Annotated in this window: 19 protein-coding genes; 10 read left to right on the top strand and 9 right to left on the bottom strand. The window is 38.0% G+C overall.

What is annotated here, in order from left to right:
- Positions 1–2: 2 nt before the first annotated feature.
- Positions 3–557, bottom strand: a complete 555-nt coding sequence (locus M902_RS12665) for a nucleoside triphosphate pyrophosphatase (RefSeq protein WP_052607435.1) — start codon at positions 555–557, stop codon at positions 3–5.
- Positions 535–1,974 carry a hypothetical protein gene (locus M902_RS12660; RefSeq protein WP_156979850.1) on the bottom strand — a complete coding sequence of 480 codons (1,440 nt, stop codon included), beginning with the start codon at positions 1,972–1,974 and terminating at the stop codon, positions 535–537. The genes M902_RS12665 and M902_RS12660 overlap by 23 nt, the downstream gene beginning before the upstream one ends.
- 161 nt (positions 1,975–2,135) lie before the next feature.
- On the opposite strand from M902_RS12660, the gene ileS reads away from it, so the two are divergent.
- The gene (ileS, locus tag M902_RS12655; RefSeq protein ID WP_021268426.1) at positions 2,136–5,267 is read left to right on the top strand and encodes an isoleucine--tRNA ligase; all 3,132 of its coding nucleotides are present in this window, start codon (positions 2,136–2,138) and stop codon (positions 5,265–5,267) included.
- A 45-nt stretch (positions 5,268–5,312) separates the two neighbouring features.
- Here ileS and M902_RS12650 read toward each other — a convergent pair whose 3' ends face one another.
- Positions 5,313–5,768, bottom strand: a complete 456-nt coding sequence (locus M902_RS12650) for a Fur family transcriptional regulator (RefSeq protein WP_021268271.1) — start codon at positions 5,766–5,768, stop codon at positions 5,313–5,315.
- 173 nt (positions 5,769–5,941) lie between these two features.
- Here M902_RS12650 and M902_RS12645 point away from each other — a divergent pair, with 173 nt between their 5' ends.
- Genes M902_RS12645 through M902_RS12620 form a run of 6 tightly spaced genes read left to right on the top strand, consistent with a single transcriptional unit; the run spans position 5,942 to position 10,548 of the window.
- A complete protein-coding gene (locus tag M902_RS12645; protein WP_021268668.1) occupies positions 5,942–6,565 on the top strand; it encodes a hypothetical protein in 624 nt (207 codons plus the stop codon).
- Between the two features lie 21 nt (positions 6,566–6,586).
- Positions 6,587–7,222 (top strand): hypothetical protein, encoded by a 636-nt coding sequence (locus tag M902_RS12640; protein ID WP_021268593.1) that lies wholly within the window; start codon positions 6,587–6,589, stop codon positions 7,220–7,222.
- Positions 7,215–8,282 (top strand): hypothetical protein, encoded by a 1,068-nt coding sequence (locus M902_RS12635; protein ID WP_021268586.1) that lies wholly within the window; start codon positions 7,215–7,217, stop codon positions 8,280–8,282. Before M902_RS12640 ends, M902_RS12635 begins: the two co-directional genes overlap by 8 nt.
- Positions 8,272–9,183: a metal ABC transporter substrate-binding protein gene (locus tag M902_RS12630; protein ID WP_021268681.1), complete on the top strand. Its 912-nt coding sequence runs from the start codon at positions 8,272–8,274 to the stop codon at positions 9,181–9,183. Before M902_RS12635 ends, M902_RS12630 begins: the two co-directional genes overlap by 11 nt.
- Positions 9,183–9,764 (top strand): ABC transporter ATP-binding protein, encoded by a 582-nt coding sequence (locus tag M902_RS16135; protein ID WP_021267785.1) that lies wholly within the window; start codon positions 9,183–9,185, stop codon positions 9,762–9,764. Before M902_RS12630 ends, M902_RS16135 begins: the two co-directional genes overlap by 1 nt.
- Complete coding sequence (locus M902_RS12620; RefSeq protein WP_021267912.1) at positions 9,757–10,548, top strand: hypothetical protein; 792 nt, start codon at positions 9,757–9,759, stop codon at positions 10,546–10,548. The genes M902_RS16135 and M902_RS12620 overlap by 8 nt, the downstream gene beginning before the upstream one ends.
- Positions 10,549–10,574: 26 nt before the next feature.
- On the opposite strand, the gene M902_RS12615 is transcribed toward M902_RS12620, so the two are convergent.
- From M902_RS12615 to rho, 6 genes are all read right to left on the bottom strand, one after another.
- The gene (locus M902_RS12615; protein ID WP_021268032.1) at positions 10,575–11,612 is read right to left on the bottom strand and encodes a hypothetical protein; all 1,038 of its coding nucleotides are present in this window, start codon (positions 11,610–11,612) and stop codon (positions 10,575–10,577) included.
- 100 nt (positions 11,613–11,712) lie between these two features.
- Positions 11,713–12,048 (bottom strand): HIT domain-containing protein, encoded by a 336-nt coding sequence (locus M902_RS12610; protein WP_021268086.1) that lies wholly within the window; start codon positions 12,046–12,048, stop codon positions 11,713–11,715.
- A gap of 11 nt (positions 12,049–12,059) precedes the next feature.
- Positions 12,060–13,310 (bottom strand): UDP-N-acetylglucosamine 1-carboxyvinyltransferase, encoded by a 1,251-nt coding sequence (gene murA / locus M902_RS12605; RefSeq protein ID WP_021268093.1) that lies wholly within the window; start codon positions 13,308–13,310, stop codon positions 12,060–12,062.
- Complete coding sequence (locus tag M902_RS12600; RefSeq protein WP_021268194.1) at positions 13,303–14,187, bottom strand: HemK/PrmC family methyltransferase; 885 nt, start codon at positions 14,185–14,187, stop codon at positions 13,303–13,305. The genes murA and M902_RS12600 overlap by 8 nt, the downstream gene beginning before the upstream one ends.
- A gap of 8 nt (positions 14,188–14,195) precedes the next feature.
- Positions 14,196–15,260: a peptide chain release factor 1 gene (gene prfA, locus M902_RS12595; protein WP_021268618.1), complete on the bottom strand. Its 1,065-nt coding sequence runs from the start codon at positions 15,258–15,260 to the stop codon at positions 14,196–14,198.
- Positions 15,261–15,288: 28 nt separating this feature from the next.
- The gene (gene rho, locus M902_RS12590; protein WP_021267786.1) at positions 15,289–16,536 is read right to left on the bottom strand and encodes a transcription termination factor Rho; all 1,248 of its coding nucleotides are present in this window, start codon (positions 16,534–16,536) and stop codon (positions 15,289–15,291) included.
- 212 nt (positions 16,537–16,748) lie between these two features.
- On the opposite strand from rho, the gene ruvX reads away from it, so the two are divergent.
- Genes ruvX through M902_RS12575 form a run of 3 tightly spaced genes read left to right on the top strand, consistent with a single transcriptional unit; the run spans position 16,749 to position 19,402 of the window.
- Positions 16,749–17,207 (top strand): Holliday junction resolvase RuvX, encoded by a 459-nt coding sequence (ruvX, locus tag M902_RS12585; protein WP_021268279.1) that lies wholly within the window; start codon positions 16,749–16,751, stop codon positions 17,205–17,207.
- 38 nt (positions 17,208–17,245) lie between these two features.
- The gene (gene mltG, locus M902_RS12580) at positions 17,246–18,283 is read left to right on the top strand and encodes an endolytic transglycosylase MltG (RefSeq protein WP_021268537.1); all 1,038 of its coding nucleotides are present in this window, start codon (positions 17,246–17,248) and stop codon (positions 18,281–18,283) included.
- 21 nt (positions 18,284–18,304) lie between these two features.
- Complete coding sequence (locus M902_RS12575; protein ID WP_021268019.1) at positions 18,305–19,402, top strand: FliG C-terminal domain-containing protein; 1,098 nt, start codon at positions 18,305–18,307, stop codon at positions 19,400–19,402.
- The last annotated feature ends 193 nt before the right edge of the window (positions 19,403–19,595 follow it).

The following is a 19,595-nucleotide window of genomic DNA, read 5'->3' as shown; positions in this document are numbered from 1 at the left end:
ACTTATACGAATAACTCTCTCCAATTCTTGCTATCAAGACCCATCTCATCAAGAAAGGCTTTCATCTCAGCAATAAAGTCAGCAAGAGGAAAACCGACAACATTTGAATATGAGCCACTCATATGTTCAACAAAGAGAAGGCCCTGTCCTTGAATTCCATATGATCCGGCCTTATCGAGTGCCTCATCACTTTCAAGATAGAGATCTAAGATCTCCGGTGAGATATCTGTAAATTTAACTTTTGAGCATCTAGAAAAAGTATATTCTTTATCACCGCATGCCATATAAACAGCAGTGAAAACATCATGCTCTTTCCCAGACAACTCTAATAACATCTGCCTTGCATGCTCTCGATCATTTGGTTTTCCTAAAACCTTATCACCAAGGGCCACAAGAGTGTCAGAAGCGACAACAAAGACATTGTCATCTTTGGGAAACTCTTGTGAAAAGATGTCTCGCCCTTTTAGCTCGGCCAACTCTTCAACAATATCTTTAGGATGTACTTTCGTTGTTATTTCTTCAACATCAGATGGTTTAATTTGAATCGGAACTTTCATCCAAGAGAGTAGTTCCTTGCGACGTGGACTTCCTGAGGCCAGGATAAATTTCAGTGTAGATACCATTTAACTTCTTCCATAGTTCTTGTTTTTCAGAATTAAGCTTTGGAAAATAACTTCTCGCATTCTCCATCGCACCAACTTTATAGTAACTTTCTTGCGCCTTCGTGTAAAAATCTTTTCGTAAGACCTCTTTATCGCGACGATTGGCACGACTTAAGACAGATTTTCGATAGCGATCAGCAATAGCGAGATTAGTCGTTTCAACTTCCCTGACGTTAGTCCATAAAAAATCGAGACGCTTCTTAAGCTCTTCTTTACTCCACAGTCTTAGGCCAAAATTTCTTGCAAGCTGAACTTCATTACCTTCAGCAAATAGAGGCTTTCCGTAGCGCTCCAAAAAGATTTCACGAGTGTAGTAAATCCCATAAATACGCTTAGTAAATAATTCATTTTGACTTAAAACTTCAGTGTCTTTAGTGACAAACATATTGCGATTAATGAATGAGAACTTATACCAGCTTCCATATTCTAGATCTTCAAAACTATCATTTTCATAGCCGCGTAGATTTACTTTAGGAGTCGTTGCGAATTCATTCTTATAACCAAGTTGCTCTTCATCTCTAAACTTTAGGTAGCTATCACCACCTATTGAAACATATGTTTCAAATGATGGAGCGTAGGCCTCAAAAGAATAAAGTGGCGACTGAATAAAGAATCGACTCTTTCTCACAACACTCTTGTTATTCTTTTCAATGGCCTCATTAATGAAGCGAGCACGAGACTTATAACGTAGTCCATCTTTAAAAAGATATTCGTTCATTGAAACATTTTTATCAAATACGACAGGATTCGTTTTATTAATAGGTAATGGAAAGAAAACTGCATCTGTATCTCTTTGTTCGAGATCCGCAAGTTTTTCTTTTGAGCGTGAGATTAGAAGAATATTTCCGACATTCATTCGAATATTGAAAAAAACTTCTTTTTTTAGAACATTCATTTCTTTAAGTGAAATTGAGCTTTCAGGGGCCATGCGAATAAGGGTACCGTCAAAGAGCATAAGCCAAAGATAGCTATCAACTCCTGTTTCAATATCATCATTTTCTTTTATAAGTGATCGGTATCCAACTTGGTTATTCCCAAGAGCTCTAAAAAGAGTACACTCACCTACGCATTTTATGACACGACCTATTTCTTCATCAATGCCCGAGATTTTTTCAAGGTCACGCCATAAAGGGTAACTTTCCTTAAAGCGTAGCTCTTCTTTCCACTCATCAAAGTCTAACCATTTCTTGGCCTTAATTTGATCCCACCTAATTAGGGACTTTCTATCATCCTTGAACTTAGTTTCAAGATCTGAAGGCCCAGCGAGGGTTGAAAGTGTAATAGTTAAAATCAATAAAATACGTAGCATCATGAACTTTATCGACAATTTCGGCCACTGGCCCTAAATCTGTAAGAAATTGAGACTTTTTCGGCACTTTATGCCCTATCCAAACTGTCAAAATCATAGGTTTCGTGATAAATTTTGGGCCAAATATTAATTTACACAAAACTATAACAGACAAGGTTGATACGATGAGTCAGGATAACGGACAATTTTCTTTTGTTAACACAGAACATGAAGTCTTAAAATTTTGGGAAGAGAATGAAATCTTCCAAAAATCACTAGAACAAACAAAAGAGAAAGAGCCATATATTTTCTATGATGGCCCTCCATTTGCCACAGGCCTTCCTCACCACGGTCACCTACTTGCGGGAACTTTAAAGGATATCGTTCCAAGATATTGGACAATGAAAGGCCGCTACGTTCAAAGAAGATTTGGATGGGATACGCACGGCCTTCCGATTGAGCAAGAAATTAATAAGAAGCTTGAAATGACAGCACACGAAGCACTAGAGAAACTTGGTGTTGCTGGTTACAACCAAGAATGTCGCTCGATTGTTGATCGCTACACAGCGGAGTGGCGTAAAACAGTTACTCGACTTGGACGTTGGGTTGATTTCGACAATGACTATAAGACAATGGACCCAACTTTCATGGAATCATGTTGGTGGGTATTTAAGTCTCTTTGGGATAAGGACATGGTTTATAAGGGAACAAAAGTTGTTCCTTACTCAACAGGCCTTGGTACAGGACTTTCAAATTTTGAAGCAGGTCTTGATTACCGTGATGTGCAAGATCCGGCCATCACAGTTCTTTTTAAATTAGATGATCCCGCAAAAGCAGGTGCTGATTATGTTGCAGCATGGACAACAACTCCATGGACTCTTCCTTCAAACCTTGCTCTTTGTGTTGGCCCAGATATCGACTACGTACGCGTAAAAGACAACGATCGTGGTGTCACAATTATCTTTGCTGAAGCTAGAGTTGAGGCATTCGCTAAGAAGCGTAACCTTGAAGTTGTTGGTGAGTCTTTTAAAGGAACTGAGCTTCTCGGTCTTACTTATGAGCCACTCTTTGACTTCTTCGCTAATCTTAAAGCAGAAGGTGCGTTTACAATCTTTAATGACGACTACGTAACAACTGATAGTGGGACAGGTATTGTTCACCAAGCACCAGCGTTTGGTGAAGACGATAATAGAATCTGTAAAGAAGCTGGTATGATGGCCGAAGTTTGCCCAATCGATGATGCTGGCCAATTCACAAAGGAAGTTCCAGCATACGCAGGAAAGTATGTAAAAGACGCTGATAAAGAAATCATTAAAGCATTAAAAGATAATACAAAGTTATACGATCACGGAAACCTCGTGCACAGCTACCCATTCTGCTACCGCTCAGGAACTCCACTCATCTATCGCACAATCCCTCAGTGGTATGTAAAAGTAGAAGAGATCGTGGACAAACTTGTAGCTAATAACAAAGAAATTCACTGGGTACCGGGACATATCAAAGCAGGTCGCTTTGGTAAGTGGTTAGAGAACGCTCGTGACTGGGCCGTTTCTCGTACTCGTGTTTGGGGAACTCCACTTCCAGTTTGGATCAACGATGAAACAGGAAGCATGAAGTGCCTTGGTTCAATTGAAGAGCTAAAAGATCTTTCAGGTGTTGAACTTACAGATCTTCACCGTGAGTTCACTGATGAAGTAACATTTACAATCGAAGGTGAAGAAGGAACGTATAAGCGTATCCCAGATGTTTTCGACTGTTGGTTTGAGTCTGGTTCAATGCCATACGCACAACTTCACTACCCATTTGATAATAAAGAAATGTTTGAAAATGGATTCCCTGCTGAGTTCATTGCTGAAGGACTTGATCAAACTCGTGGTTGGTTCTACACACTAACAATTCTTTCAACTGCCCTATTTGATAAGCCAGCTTTCAAGAACGTTATCGTTAACGGTTTAGTTCTTGCTGAAGATGGGAAGAAAATGAGTAAGTCTCTAAGAAACTTCACAGCTCCAGATGAGCTAATGGAAGAATTCGGTTCAGACGCTCTAAGACTATACCTAATCAACTCAGGTCTCGTTAAAGGTGAAGAACAACGCTTTACCGATGCAGGTGTTAAGGACATGGTTCGTCGTGCCCTACTGCCATGGCAAAACTCTTTTAAATTCTTCCAAACATATGCATCAATTGATGGGTGGAATTTTAACGAGCACGCAGAAAGTGGTGACAACATCACTGACAACTGGGTTATCTCAAAGCTACAAACACTAAAAGAGAATATTGAAGCGGAAATGGCACAGTACCAACTGTACAATGTTGTCCCAGCGCTTTTTAACTTCATTGAAGATCTTACAAATTGGTATATTCGTTTAAACCGTTCTCGTTTTTGGGGAGAAGGACTAACAACGGACAAGAAGCAAGCTTACACAACTTTATATACAACGCTAAAAGAAGTAACAATTGCCATGGCACCATTTGCGCCATTCCTATCAGAGCATATCTTCGCTGAACTTAAGAAATTTGATTCAAGCGAAGAAACTCTTTCAGTTCACCTATGTGACTACCCTGTTGCAAACACAGAACTAAAGAACTCTGTACTAGAAGATGCAGTTGATAGAATGCAACAGATTATCTTACTTGGACGTCAAAAGCGTAATCAAGTACAAATCAAGGTTAAGACACCACTTGCTCGTCTAAGTGTTATTCACAAAGACCAAGCGCTCCTTGATGAAATCAAAAAACTTGAAAGCTATATTCAATCAGAACTTAACGTTAAATCTGTTGAGTACACAACTGATGAAGATAATTACATCAAGCTCTACGCGAAACCAAACTCACCAGTTCTAGGAAAACGTCTTGGAAAAGAATTTGGTAAGTTTATGGGAATGATCTCAAAGCTTGGTGCGGCCGAACTTAGTGAATTAGAAGAAAAAGGAAGCCTTGAGCTTGCAGGTGAAACTTTTGCACCGTCTGATATTCTAATCTTTAGAGAAGCGAAAGAAGGAACACAGGCCCTATCTAATCGTTATATCTCAATTGATATCGACACAAATCTTTCAGAGGATCTGATCCTTGAGGGTCTTGCTCGTGAGGTTGTTAATAGAATCCAAAGAACAAGAAAGGATTCTGGTTTCAATGTTGAAGATCGTATCGAAGTTAGCTTTGCTGCTACAGAACTTCTTGCAAAAGCAATTGAAACTCACACTGATTACATCACAAAAGAAACTCTTGCTAACTCACTAAATGTTAGCAGTGAGACTTTAGATCATGAATTTAAGGTTGATGATGAGAATCTTAAAATGACAATTACGAAAGCTTAATCAGCATATAAAAGAAAGCCTCCACTACGGAGGCTTTTTTATTTCCTAAGAGCAACTAGGACAAATTCCCGTTATTTCAATATGATGTTTAAGTCCAGTGTAACCGGCCTTCTTCAACTCCTCTTCTTTTTTTGAAAGAAAGCAGCCATCAAGAGGCTCAATCTTATTACACCTATTACATTTAAAATAATGTTCGTGATGGTGGTGGTGATCATGATCATCCCCATGTTCGGCACATCCGCAAAGAGAGTACCTTGCGGCCTCACCTTGAAAGATACTTTTTTTAACTATTCCCAACTCCTCAAAAGAAGAGAGAGTTCGATAAACTGAGGCCTGGTCACATTGAAACTCATCAGACTTTTTAATTGATTGAAAGATTTCTTCAGGCGTTAACGGGTGCTCTTCACTTACCACAAGAACAGCAGCAACCCCCTGACGGGCCTGGGTAATTCTTAGGCCACGGGATTTAAGAATTTCAATTAAGTCCTGAACTCTACTCATTATATACATCTCTCAAATATTCAAACTTCATTATATAGCCTATCCATTGTAATCAATTTTACACATTGTATCAATCTCACTCCAACCTTATTGCAAACTACTTGCAATAAGATCCCTACAATGGTAGAAATTGTTCACCAAAGTTAATAACTAGCTAAAAACACGGAGAAAATATGAAACTATTCTCAATGCTAATCTCACTACTATTAATTACTAATGTAAACGCATCAGAACTTAATGGATTAAATATTATTGAAACAACTGAGACTGCCCTCACAGAAGCTTCAATTGAAGTTGGAGCAGATTCAATCATCGCTTGGAATGCAGAATTAGAAGGTCATGAAGTTGTTGTTAGTGTCCTTAATGAGCACGACATCAATATCACTTATGGTTGTCACTACCATGGCCCAGTGGCCGCATGTCATGAAGAATCATACACTCAAGGTGATGATCACAAACATAAAGATGCACAGATTACTCTAGACTATATAAAAGCAGCAAATCAAAGTGCGCTTTCTAAATTTGAAAAAACATTAAGTCGCAAAGGAAATGACCTTTCAAAAGTTGAAGCTGTAAAAGTATGGCTTAGCATTGAAGATGATCACGACCACGACCATGGTCACCATCACCTAGCAAAAGCAGATGACCATGATCACGGCGCTGATGTTTGGACAAAAATTAATTACAACATTACAGGTAAAACTCAAACAATCTACGTTCTTTGCCACACTCATGGTCATGAAGCAGACTTCAGCTGCCACTACAGACTAAGTGGTGAAAACGAGCCTTCACTTTAATAAAAGGCCTTTGGAGAAGTTGTGAAATATATCGCCAATATAATTTCAATTTTTATTCTAAGCTCACTACTCATTTCATGTGGTGAGCTTAGCGGATCAAATACAGGTGCTAACCTACTTCCAAACTCTGCTGAGTTGGTAGGAGGTCTTGACGCTGTTAAGTCCGGAGACAACCGCTATCTTTTAAGTGGAACTGTCGATAACGGAGGAAACTCAGGGCATAGTTTTAGAACAAAATTTAAGCTCAATAATGGAGAGACTATTAAGTTCTACTTCTTTGCTTCAAAGAAATTAAGTGGTGGTGTTGTCTACACATTCACTAGAGCAAATGGTGTTGTAACATTAGAGATGACACTTAACGGACTTACTGACACAGTCGAATTATCTCAATTTGAAAATATCGAAATAATCGATCTTGATATCGATATTCATAATGATCACACAGATATTCACCACCTCGTTTGGGACTACAACGGTGAACACAGTGATGCAGAGGAATGCACATTTGATGGTGACTGTCTTTACAATAGCGAAGACTTCGCTTTTGATGTCTGGCTTGGTGTTGGACGTGCAAGTGGTACATTCTGGGGATTTGAAGGCGATAAGTCTCAAGTCATAATTTTAGAGGGACCTTTAGAGGCCATTTCAAATGCATAAGATTAAAATATTATTTTACTTAATACTAGTTTCATTTAGTTATTCTTCATACGCAATTTTAGGAACAGGTTTAGAAATTTCTGTTGCTGGAGATCTTGTCTATGAACAAGGTATAAATAAAGATAGTCAAGCGCAAGATAAACTTATCACAAGAGTGGGTGAGTTTATGTTCTACGCTCCTATTGATCATCAATTCGATGGAGTTTTAAGTGCTGCTGCTCACGATGAAAATGGTGAAACAGTATTTGAACTTCACGAACTCTATATTGCAACTTCAAAACTAATTCCACGCTCTAACCTGAAGGTTGGGCAATTCTTCCTTGGAGTAGGACGATTAAATCGTTTTCATCAACATGACTGGGCATTTACAAGGGCCCCAAAAGTTCATCGTACATTCTTTGCAGAAGAAGGTGTCTTTGATGCTGGAGTTGAATATAATTACCTTATCCCCTCTAGTATGAATATGAATCTAACTGTTGGTGTAACTAGCGGCCATCGTTATGGACACTCTCACACAGCAGGTAGTAAGCCAAAGTCCCCTACTCACTACACAAGGCTCTCAAGCTTCCTTCCATTTAGTACAACTAATGGAATGGAGTTCGGTTTAAATTATCTTGGCCGCACAGATGCACAAGATAATCAAATGATGCTTGCGGGAATTGACTTAACAGGAAAGTGGAAAGAAGGAAAAACCTTAAATTACCTTCTCCAATCTGAACTTTGGTATAAGAGTGAAAAAGATATAGATGGTGACATCACAGAACAAGTTGGTCTCTATGTCTTTAATGACTTTGCAACAGGAGCCCAAACGAGTGTTGGTTTTCGCCTCGATGCTTTTAAAGATCTTTCAAAGAGAAACTCATTAACAGGAAAGAAAATTAATAATATTAGCTATGGTGCTCTTCTTCAAACAACATATACATCGAGTGAGTTTGCAAAGATACGTCCAACAATTTCACACGAATTTGACCGAGAAGAAGGTGCGACAACAGCAAAAGATACACGTTTATCACTACAGTTTATCTTTATTTTAGGGAGTCATCCGGCCCATGAATTCTAAAATCATAATAATTCTATTTCTAGCATTTAGTTTCAATGCAATGGCAAAACTAAAGGTCATAACGACAACAACAGATATCGCTTGGCTTGCTCAACGTATTGGTGGCGAGAAAGTTGAAGTTGAATCACTTCTTAACGGGACTGAAGATCCACACTATATCGATGCCATGCCTCACTTTATTGCAAAGGCCGCAAATGCTGATATCTTTTGTATGGTAGGACTTGACCTTGAGGTCGGATGGGCGCCAAAGATTCTTACTCGCTCAGGTAATCGAAAGATTCAACCAGGAGGAAAAGGATACTGCGAAACAGGAAAAACAGTAAAAGCACTAGATGTTCCAACAGGAAAAATTGATCGTTCGCACGGAGATGTACATCCACAAGGAAATCCTCACTATCATCTAGGGCCAACAGCTTTTCTTCAAGGTGCTGAAACAGTCTTAAATGTTCTTATTGATATTGATTCAAAGAACGCTGCCTACTATTTAAATAATTTTGAAAATACGAAAAAAGATATCAACAAACTTAAATCAAAAATAGCCAATCAACTTAAGAATGTTAAAAATTTAAAATTCATGGAGTACCACCGTGAATTTTCATACTTCTTAAATGAATTTGGAATAAGTAATATTGGTGCCATTGAATCTGTTCCAGGTGTTCCACCTTCAGCAGGGCGACTTGCTAGAGTATCAATTGAGGCCAAACAAAAAGGTGTCTCACTTGCTCTTGCTGCTACAACTTCTCCAAAGAATTTAACTGATAAATTTCAAGAAATGAGTGGAATTCATGTAAGCCGCGTCCCAATTAGTATTGAAAAGGAAGGCAAGGTTAAAACCTACGAAGATCTACTTAGCTATATCGCTAAAGATATCCTTGAGAATGCTAAGGTTAAAGCTAAATAATGAAACACTGCTACCTCAATATAGAAGAGCTGGCCATTGGCCACAAATCCCCACTTTCAAGTGGCATTAACCTAAGCCTAGGTGCTGGTGAAATCCTCTATATTCAAGGTACTAATGGAAGTGGGAAAACAACTCTAATAAAGACGATTCTGGGGGCAATCCCTAAAATATCTGGTTCTTATAACTGGACGATCCCTAAATATGCAATTTCATACCTTCCACAAATAACAAACCCAAATACAAACTTCTCATACACAATTGGAGAAATCCACGATCTTTATGAGGCCATGGATTCAAGTAATGAGCTTATCACAGACTCTCTAAGAAAAAAGAGATGGATTAATGCAAGTGGTGGGGAGAAACAAAAGGTCATGATCTTAACTCGTCTAACAAAGAATACGAAAGTTCTTATCCTAGATGAACCATTTAATCATCTCGACAAGGACTCAATTAAGATTGTCTCTGATCTTTTAATTAAAGTTAGTACGGTTTTAGGAATTTCTATCATTCTTGTGAGTCATCATGTCATCGATATACCAGAGAATCGATTAAAGGTCCTCGAGGTGAAGCGCCATGACTAGTCTCTTTGCCTTTTACAAACTCTCATTTATTGTAGCGGCCTTTTCGGCAGCAGGACTGACTCAAATTGGTAAGCATTTCTTTTCTCGTGGCAATATTTTAGAAATCTTCCTTCTTTCACAACTTGCCATGCTTGGAAATCTTGTAGCAAAACTCTATTTCCATGATCAATACTCTGGCTTTCTATGTAGTTATACCCTTTTTGCAGCAGGAAAATATGCTCTTTATAAACTAGAGATTAAGAATGATAAGAAGAATAATTTTATGGTGGGAGGATACCTTGTTCTAACGTCCCTACAATATCTTCTTATTAGCTACTTTCCACAACTCGACTCACATATGAGCATTGGCTTCTTTGGCAATATGGTAACGGCCTCAGGTTTTGAAAATATCTTGGCCATTTCAGCATTTTTTCTCTTTGGAATTCTTTATAAATTAATGGCCAAGTCAATTAATAAGAGAACTTTTGAGATAAGTGTTCTAGGTCGAACAAAGGACTCTCTTATTGAGTTATTTCTGTTTACGATTCCCTTAATTACGTCCTTATATGTCCTTGGATTTCTCTATACGATGAGTTTTTTAATGCTTCCAGCACTAGTTCTAGGTTCATCATTTAAAAGTGAAAAGAAGGCTACATTAACATTACTACCGACTGCTATAATTGCTGCACTACTTGGTCTTGCAGCTTCTATTATATTTGAAAGGATTAGCACCACACCAATTCAAATAATTATATTAACCTTACTTCTATATGTAATTAAAACTATCCTTTCAAAGCGCAAATAAAAAAGCCTCCATTTCGGAGGCTTTCATTATTCCTTAATAAGGATATATCCGCTTAATTTAGGTTTAACCGGATAGCACCTTTTAACTTTATAATTACTTTTAAAATCAATATATTCACCATTAATATGAACCGATTGAAATGATTGTTTTCGTGCAGATTGGTCGTCAAGAGTCATCCATTTCTTTTTTAATTCTGAGTACGACTGTATTGCTAAGATTCCTTCTTCTTCACAAATTTCATTATCTAGTTCTTTGATATCAAGTCCAAACTCGTTATTTACAATATTATAAAATCTATTAACTTCTAACTCTTGTTCTTTCATATATTTAAAAATACGGTAATTTAAACGAATAAGAGGGGCCGGTATTGTATAATTTTTTCCATTAAATGGATTTTTTCTACGAGTTGCAGGAATGTAATAATCAACGTTTTCCATATTAAAGTCAGAGTTTTCATTATAAACAGGAGCATTAACCACTGCCTTAAAATTTGTGATAACCTTAAGGTTTGGACACTGACCACGAAGATCTTCAATATTTACATCTTCGACATTAAATAAACCAGTATCACAATTTTGGTCTTCTTCATCACGAACAGAAACAGGCCTTACTCCACTTGTATAATAATCTTCCAATTTTAAATAAACCTCATGCGCAAGGAAGTCTCCAATATTCTTCTCTTTAAAATTCAGATCACTCTTTCCATCAAAGAAAACAGTTTCACTTAGACGTTTTCCATATTTTGAAACGAGGTAAAAACGAGCCTGAAGATCAGCCTTGGTAGAAATTCTAAGAGTGATAAGTGAAAGATCATTTAAAGTATTAAAATCGATATCTTCTTGATCAGCAGAGAATAAGAATAGCTTCTCTTCATTGATAAATGTCGTTGGACAAGAAATTTCTTCACTTGAAAAATTGAATTGAATTGACTGACATTGAATTTGAGTTGCAATAAGTGACTGGCCTTTAAAGCTCGGATTAAGGCCTTGGTCAACAAGTACACTTTCATTTGGTTTTCCACATGAAAGAAGTAGAATCATGGGAATCAGAAAAATTGAACGCATAAAAAATCTCCTTAGAATTATTTTTTGCCGTTATAGCGAAAATCAATTCTAAGGAGACTATATTTCTAATTTGAAATAGAACTTTTTAATTGTGGGATACTTAAGCGCCAAAGCCTTTAAGTTGCTCACCGCCAAGTACATGAAAATGCGTATGATAAACAGACTGACATCCGTGATCGTTAATATTTGAAACCACACGAAAGCCATTATTCTCGAGTTCATTCGACTGTGTGAATTCTTTAATGGCATCAAACACCTGGGCCATATCATCGCGATCCATCTCATTCACATTCTTTGAGTGATTGCGATGAATAAAGAGATAGTGCTCTTTTGCAAGTGGTTGAATATCCTGAAAGCCATAAACGCTTTCATTTTCAAATACTTTTGTTGAAGGAATTTCACCATTTAGAATTTTGCAAAATAAACAATCACTCATTACGCTTCTCCCTATTCGTTTACGAGTTCAACACTTGCACCAAGCTTCTTAAGCTTCTCCGGTAGATCTTCATAACCACGCTGAAGATGGTAAACACGATCAATTTTCGTTTCACCGTATGCACAAAGAGCGGCAAGAACGAGAGCTGCTGAGGCACGAAGATCTGTACACATTACAGGAGCTGCCGTTAGAGGCTTTCCACCTTCAATAAAGACAGAGCTTCCTAATTGCTCAATACTTGCACCTAGACGAGTAAGTTCAGGCACATGCATGAAACGATTTTCAAAAATATTTTCTGTCACAAGAGAGTTCCCTTCAACAACAGTTAAAAGTGCAACCATCTGTGCTTGAACATCAGTTGGGAAACCAGGAAATGGCTCAGTAATAACTTTTGAACCTTTAAGTGAAGATGGGTATGTCTTAACAAAGTTATCACCGATCTCAAGCTTTGCTCCCATGCCTTGAAGGTTTTCAAGAACATTAAAAAGATGCTTTGGATTGAAGTTCTTTATCGTAACCTCAGACTTTGTCATAAGGCCTCCGATAATATAAGTTGCGGCCTCAATTCGGTCACCAATTGCTTGGTAAGTTCCACCATTAAGTTCCTTAACTCCGTCAACAACAATACGAGATGTTCCGATTCCTGAAACCTTCGCACCTAGTGAGTTTAAGAAATTTGCAAGGTCATCAATTTCTGGCTCCATTGCTGCATTCTCAATAATAGTCTGACCGTCAGCAAAGACACCCGCCATAATTAGGTTCTCCGTTGCCCCAACAGATGGAAACTTAAGCTTTACATGAGCACCTTTAAGGTGATCTGTTTCTGCGTAAACGTAACCACTTTTCATTTCAATCTTAACATTCATCTTCTCAAGGTTGTCGAGGTGAATATCAATTGGACGAGTACCAATGGCACAACCACCAGGAAGTGATACTTTAGCTTTTCCAAGACGCGAAAGAAGTGGCCCAAGAACAAAGATCGATGCACGCATTGTTTTAACAAGCTCATAAGTTGCTTCGTGAGAACTTAGAGAAGAAGCATCGAATGTAATATCCTTTCCATTTCGATCACATTGTACGCCCATCATCTCAAGAAGCTTAAGCATTGTATTAATATCACGAAGCTTTGGTAGACTCGTTAATGTAACTTTCTTATCTGTTAAAAGGATTGCCGCTAAGATTGGCAGACAGGCATTCTTGGCCGGAGATATTTCAACTTCACCAGAAAGACGTGCTGGTCCTTTAACTATAATTTTATCCATTTTTAATTCCTTTTAGAAAACGGTAGCGATCAGTGTAGTCCTTAATCAGTTCAAGATTAGAGAATTGATATTCACTTAAAATATCTTTTAAGTGTTCTAAATGCAATTCACTACCTTCCATTATGAACAGGCCACCGGTATTCAACTTTTCCTCCACTTGTTGGAAGAAATTTTTAAACCAATTATCGTAATCTTCATCTTTTAAGTAAAGAGCAAGATGAGGTTCAAAACGATGAACCTGTCCATGTACTTCACTTAAGTCAGCGGCTTCCTTAATATATGGAGGATTACTAATGATGATGTCGAATTTCTCATCGAGATTTGTTAATAAATCAGATTCTTCAAAGACAATTTTTACAGTCTTTGGATAGCGGTATCGGTGAAAGAATTTATTGGCACGAGCAACTTCTAAGGCCATAGGACTAATATCACTGGCCACAATTCTCGCTTCAATTTCTCCAATTTCTCCTGCTAAACTTAGGGCAATTGCCCCACTTCCTGTGCCGATATCTGCAATAGAGATATCATTGAGCTTATTCTTCTTAATATATTCAGATGTCCACTCCACCATGATTTCCGTTTCACTTCGAGGAATAAGAACATTTTCATTTACATAAAAAGAAGAGCGATAAAAGAAAGCACGATTGCTAATGTATTCGAGAGGTGTCCCCTGTCTGACTTTTTTTAAGAACTCTTCAATGACACCTTTATTTTCAGAAATATAAATGTCATCGAATTGAGACTCGAGGATACGACAGAAGTCCTTCAGCTCGGCCTTTAAACGAGAAAGAGTAATTCCAGGGTAGTTTGCCGCTAAGAATTTTTTATTCTCATTAAAGAACGAGCCGATGTAGTCCCCAAGTGTAGTGAAGCTCATGCTACTACTTATTCCTCTTGGCCTTTAAGCAACTCTGCTTGGTTATGAGCAATTAGTGCATCAAGAACCGGGGCCATATCACCCTCAATAATCTTATCAAGAGAGTAAAGAGTCAGACCAATACGGTGGTCAGTTAAACGCCCCTGAGGATAATTATAAGTTCTAATACGCTCAGAACGATCACCTGTACCGATTAAGCCTTTTCTCTCAGCTGCCTCAGAAGCATTCTTTTCTTGTAGCATTTTATCAAAAATACGTGCTGCAAGAATCTTCTTGGCCTTTTCTTTATTTTTAAGCTGTGACTTTTGATCTTGGTTATAAACTGCAATTCCCGTTGGAATGTGAGTCATACGAACCGCAGAGTCAGTCGTGTTAACGTGCTGCCCACCTGAACCAGAGGCACGCATAACCTCAACACGAACATCATTCATGTCGAGTTCCCACTCAAGATCCTCAGTTTCAGGCATTACTGCAACTGTAATCGTTGAAGTGTGGACACGCCCTTGAGATTCTGTTTTTGGAACACGTTGAACTCTGTGGACACCAGATTCATATTTCATCTTTGAGTAAACTTTCTCACCAGAAATTGAAAAGATAACCTCTTTAATCCCTTCATCGTTTTCAGAAAGAGAGTCAATTTCAACTTTCCAGCCTACCGAGCGAGCGTAGTTCTGGTACATTCTTAGAACATCACCAGTGAAGATCGAAGCTTCGTCCCCTCCAGCACCGGCACGAATTTCAACCATAACGTTCTTATCATCTAGTGGATCTTTTGGCAGAAGAAGGATCTTAAGCTCATCTTCAAGCTCAGGAATTAATGGCTCATTCTCATCGAGAACTTCTTTTGCCATCTCCTTCATATCAGGATCACTTTCCTTAAGCATCTCTTTTGCTTCGGCAATATCCTCTTTAATTTGCTTATATTTTTTGTAAGCAATGACAACTTCTTCAAGATTTGCACGTTCTGCTGAAATCTTTTTGAACTCCTCTTGCCTATCATATAATGTTGGGTCTGCCATTTTTTCAGTCAGTACCTCAAAGCGCTGTACAACTGAATCAAGCTTATCAAACATGCTCATTTAAAATCCTTTTAGCTTTTTCTTAGCTATTCATTGAGTCCATGAATTCTGCATTAGTTTTACTCTTCGTAATTCTTTGAAGCATAAATTCCATTGCATCAATAGTACTCATTGGGTGAAGAACCTTTCTTAGAACATAAGTTCTTTGTAGATCTAGTTGATCCATAAGTAGATCTTCCTTACGAGTTGAAGATTTGTTGATATCAAGAGCAGGGAAGATTCTCTTCTCAAGAAGCTTTCTATCAAGTTGAATTTCAGAGTTACCCGTTCCTTTAAATTCTTCAAAGATAACTTCATCCATTCTTGAGCCTGTATCAACAAGTGCAGTAGCGATAATTGTAAGAGAACCACCATTTTCAATATTTCTAGCAGCACCGAAGAACCTCTTTGGTCTGTGTAGTGCATTTGAGTCAACCCCACCAGAAAGGATCTTTCCAGATGGTGGAACAACAGTGTTATATGCACGCGCAAGACGAGTAATTGAATCAAGAAGGATAATAACATCTTTGCCAGCTTCAGTAAGACGCTTTGCTTTTTCAAGAACCATCTCCGCTACTTGAACGTGACGGTTTGCAGGCTCATCAAATGTTGATGAAACAACTTCCGCGTTAACATTTCTCTTCATGTCAGTTACTTCTTCCGGTCTTTCATCAATTAGAAGAACGATAAGAACTGATTCTGGGTGATTTTCAGTAATTGCGTTTGCAACCTCTTGTAATAAGTGTGTCTTACCAGCTTTTGGAGGAGCAACGATCAGACAACGTTGTCCGAACCCTTGTGGCACGAACATATCGATCATACGAGTTGAGTAATTGCTTGGATTAAACTCAAGGTTAATCTTCTTTTGTGGGTATAATGGAGTTAAGTTATCGAAAAGAACTGTCTTCTTGTGAGCAGCAGGCTCTTGATCGTTGATTGTGCTTACTTTTAAAAGAGCGAAGTATCTTTCGTTATCTTTTGGTGGACGAATTTGTCCTTCGACAGAGTCTCCTTTTTTAAGGGCAAACTTTCTAATTTGACTTGGTGATACATAAATATCATCGGCACCAGGAAGGTAGTTATAACCAGGAGATCTTAAGAATCCGAAACCATCTGGTAAGATCTCAAGAACACCGTTTCCAAAAATGTCCTGTTTTTCTTTTGCGTGTGCTTTTAGAATAGCAAAGATTAGTTCGTGTTTTTTCATTCCCGCAGAGTTTTCAATTTTTGCCTTTTCAGCAATTTTGTTTAACTCTTTGATTTCCATCTCTCTCAATTCACTTAAATGCATAAAATGTACTACTCCTGAAATATCTGAATATATAAAATTGGATTTATTTAGAATTTGCCTCTATTAATGATCCATTAATGGCATGGATTTATTAGATTAAATTGGTTGGTATTGATTTAAATAGATAAACTCATCATAAACCCTCCCCCCTTGCTAGTCAAGCTGACTTTCGAGATTGACTTGAGGCACCAAAATGGGCATAACTATCTAATATGAATGAGTTTTCTAGCTATCCTAAATTTGAAGAACTTCGCGGTCTTAATATCCTCTCAATCGACTACGGTGAGAAAGTGATTGGTCTTGGCTTCTACTGCCCTGGCCGAGAGCCATTTCCTATTGGTGCCGGTAGAATCATCAATAAAGGGATCGGCCACTTTTATAGTGAACTTGCAGAAGTTATTGAAGAGCAAGTCGTAGAAGTAATCGTTATGGGTATACCTTACTTTGTTGATGGTAATGAAAGTGAAAAGACTAAAGAACACAAGGCCATTTTCAACGCATTAGTTGAGAAGTTTCCTAGTGTAAAATTCTATCAACAAGATGAAACCTTAACGACTAAGTCGGCCAAGGAACGAATGTTAAACTCTCCAGAATATAATTTTCAGTTTGACCCAACAAAAATTGATGAACTTAGTGCCGTGATTATCTTGGAAGATTTCATAAGAAGTTAATTTCACAAAATCTAAAAATAAGATATCCTATTGCTATTATGACAAAGAAAAACTTATTTATTTTTTTGGTGCTTGCACCTGCATTATCGATCTGCCTCTTAGTGGCACACACTTACTACAATATTTATCATTGGCAATACGGTGGACCCGAAACCGAATTCCAGATTAACAGTGGAGACACTTTTGGAACGATTAACTATCGTTTAGCACAAGATAAGATCATCTACTCACCGCGCCTCTTCCATCGTTATGTAAAATTCGAGGGGAAGCTAACAAGTTTTAAGGCCGGTCGCTATATCATCCCAAAAGGTATCACAATGGATGAGCTACTTGCTTTACTAATTAGTGGTAAGAGCTTAACTGTCCGAGTGACAATTCCAGAAGGCTATAACCTATTTCAAATCGCCAAGGCCTTGGCCGATGAGAAGATTGTTGATGAAAAAGACTTTATCAAGGAAGCAAAGGATAAGAAGTTCGTTCACTCTCTAGGTATTCCAGCAGGTCGAGTAGAAGGCTATCTATATCCTGACACATATCAATTCCATGAGAAGATGAAAGCACGTGCAATTATCCATCGCATGTATGATAACTTTAAAGATAAAACAAAAGACTTAGACTTTTCAAAAGTAAGGCTAACAAAGCATCAGCTAGTAACTCTTGCCTCAATGGTTGAAAAGGAAACGGGTGCAAAATTTGAAAGACCAACTATTTCAGGTGTTTTTCACAATCGTCTTAAAAAGAGAATGCGTCTTCAATCTGACCCAACAACGATTTACGGAATCTGGGAGTCATATAAAGGCAATATCAGTAAGAAACACCTTAGACAAAAGACTCCATACAATACTTACAAGATCTCAGGTCTTCCAGTTGGACCAATTGCTAATCCTGGTCTTGCGGCACTAAAAGCAGCACTTAACCCCAAGAAGCACGACTTCCTTTACTTTGTCTCTAAAAATGACGGAACTCACGTTTTTTCTAAAACATATAAAAAGCACAGTCAGGCCGTAGACTTTTGGCAAAAGAACAGAGCAAACCGAAAGGGACGTAGCTGGCGAGATCTTAATAAGAAACAATAAGTATTAAAGAAGTATAAAAATATGAAACTATGGTCATCTTTCGATCAAGAATATATTCTCAAAAGGCTCACTGAGCTCCACGAGGATTGTGCTGTTTTGAAGTTTTGGCAAAACAATGAAGATATGCGTGAAGAATACACTGCAACTTTTAAATCTGTTACAGTTGAGAAATGCTCAATTAAATTAACAAAGGAAAGTGCACCTTATTACACTCGTATCGCTCCCCTTTCTCCAGTTTTCTTTCACTATCCAGCTGGGGATATGATATTTAAAAAAGATATCTTCAAGTTAGAAGATGGTGGACTCTCATTTAAGACACCTAGTGAAGTCCGAATGCGTGATCGTCGAAGTGTGGAGAGATTTACATACAAATATCCAGACTTCAAAAATATCTCTTACGAAGTTGAAGGCGAAAACGAAGTCCAACATGATATTATTCTCGACATCTCACTTAGAGGGCTTGCTTTTGTTATTGATGCCAAAAGAAAAGCAAAGTATGAGATCGGTAAAGTAATTTATATCACTTCTATTACGGATCAAGAGTTACCACAGCAACATGAAGCCAAGATCGCTTCAGTAAACCGCTACCGCCTCTCAGGAGAAGGCTTACAAACTCACCTTCTTCGCATTGGCGTTGAATTCACCCAAACGCTAAATTCAATTACATATGACTCAATTGGTTCTCTTGTTAAAAAGAGAGAAAATAAATTAAAAGGTCTTGATACAAACCTTTTCAATGGTTTAAATCCTGATGATTATCAAAAGCAACTTGCTAAGATTCACGACAAGAACCCTCAGCTTGCTATCAATATTTCTGAGTCAGTAGAAGATATCGATCGACTCCGATATATGACAACAGATATGAAGCGTGAATTCTTCTTAAACTTCAGCCTTGACCTTATGGCCTGTGCTTTAAGAATGTCATCCAAGGAATTAATTAACGACCTTCTATCTGAGGTTACCGCAGGTGTACGAGAAGAGTTTCTCATGAAATATGATCAACCCAAGCCTGCATCAGCTATCAATAAGGCACAAGACGAATTAAGAAAGTATATCCATGAAAAGGAGCGCTTGGGTGAGCTAGTTCTAAGCCCGAAGTCTTTTGTTAAATATGTATAATTTGCTCCATTGGCAAATATACCTCGTAACGCTCATTCTATCGCTCAGTGAATAGACTCTTATCTAAAGCTGAAGAACTTCCCCTAATTATTGGCACCCCCTCTGGTTCCTTCTCCACTAACATACTGTAATCACGATAGGTTTAGTGAGAAGCATATTAAAGTTTATTATTGAGATAGACGATAATTTATTT

The sequence above is a fragment of the Bacteriovorax sp. BAL6_X genome (assembly GCF_000443995.1).
In the GTDB taxonomy this organism is placed as follows: Bacteria; Bdellovibrionota; Bacteriovoracia; order Bacteriovoracales; family Bacteriovoracaceae; genus Halobacteriovorax_A.
Note: the sequence above shows the minus strand (reverse complement) of the source record. Positions and strands in the feature narration are given on the sequence as shown.

Excerpts from the sequence above, each read along its gene's own strand:
- M902_RS12665 (WP_052607435.1), bottom strand. The coding sequence starts at position 557 with ATGAAAGTTCCGATTCAAATTAAACCATCTGATGTTGAAGAAATAACA.
- M902_RS12660 (WP_156979850.1), bottom strand. The coding sequence starts at position 1,974 with ATGATGCTACGTATTTTATTGATTTTAACTATTACACTTTCAACCCTC.
- ileS (WP_021268426.1), top strand. The coding sequence starts at position 2,136 with ATGAGTCAGGATAACGGACAATTTTCTTTTGTTAACACAGAACATGAA.
- M902_RS12650 (WP_021268271.1), bottom strand. The coding sequence starts at position 5,768 with ATGAGTAGAGTTCAGGACTTAATTGAAATTCTTAAATCCCGTGGCCTA.
- M902_RS12645 (WP_021268668.1), top strand. The coding sequence starts at position 5,942 with ATGAAACTATTCTCAATGCTAATCTCACTACTATTAATTACTAATGTA.
- M902_RS12635 (WP_021268586.1), top strand. The coding sequence starts at position 7,215 with ATGCATAAGATTAAAATATTATTTTACTTAATACTAGTTTCATTTAGT.
- M902_RS12630 (WP_021268681.1), top strand. The coding sequence starts at position 8,272 with ATGAATTCTAAAATCATAATAATTCTATTTCTAGCATTTAGTTTCAAT.
- M902_RS16135 (WP_021267785.1), top strand. The coding sequence starts at position 9,183 with ATGAAACACTGCTACCTCAATATAGAAGAGCTGGCCATTGGCCACAAA.
- M902_RS12620 (WP_021267912.1), top strand. The coding sequence starts at position 9,757 with ATGACTAGTCTCTTTGCCTTTTACAAACTCTCATTTATTGTAGCGGCC.
- M902_RS12615 (WP_021268032.1), bottom strand. The coding sequence starts at position 11,612 with ATGCGTTCAATTTTTCTGATTCCCATGATTCTACTTCTTTCATGTGGA.
- M902_RS12610 (WP_021268086.1), bottom strand. The coding sequence starts at position 12,048 with ATGAGTGATTGTTTATTTTGCAAAATTCTAAATGGTGAAATTCCTTCA.
- murA (WP_021268093.1), bottom strand. The coding sequence starts at position 13,310 with ATGGATAAAATTATAGTTAAAGGACCAGCACGTCTTTCTGGTGAAGTT.
- M902_RS12600 (WP_021268194.1), bottom strand. The coding sequence starts at position 14,187 with ATGAGCTTCACTACACTTGGGGACTACATCGGCTCGTTCTTTAATGAG.
- prfA (WP_021268618.1), bottom strand. The coding sequence starts at position 15,260 with ATGTTTGATAAGCTTGATTCAGTTGTACAGCGCTTTGAGGTACTGACT.
- rho (WP_021267786.1), bottom strand. The coding sequence starts at position 16,536 with ATGCATTTAAGTGAATTGAGAGAGATGGAAATCAAAGAGTTAAACAAA.
- ruvX (WP_021268279.1), top strand. The coding sequence starts at position 16,749 with ATGAATGAGTTTTCTAGCTATCCTAAATTTGAAGAACTTCGCGGTCTT.
- mltG (WP_021268537.1), top strand. The coding sequence starts at position 17,246 with ATGACAAAGAAAAACTTATTTATTTTTTTGGTGCTTGCACCTGCATTA.
- M902_RS12575 (WP_021268019.1), top strand. The coding sequence starts at position 18,305 with ATGAAACTATGGTCATCTTTCGATCAAGAATATATTCTCAAAAGGCTC.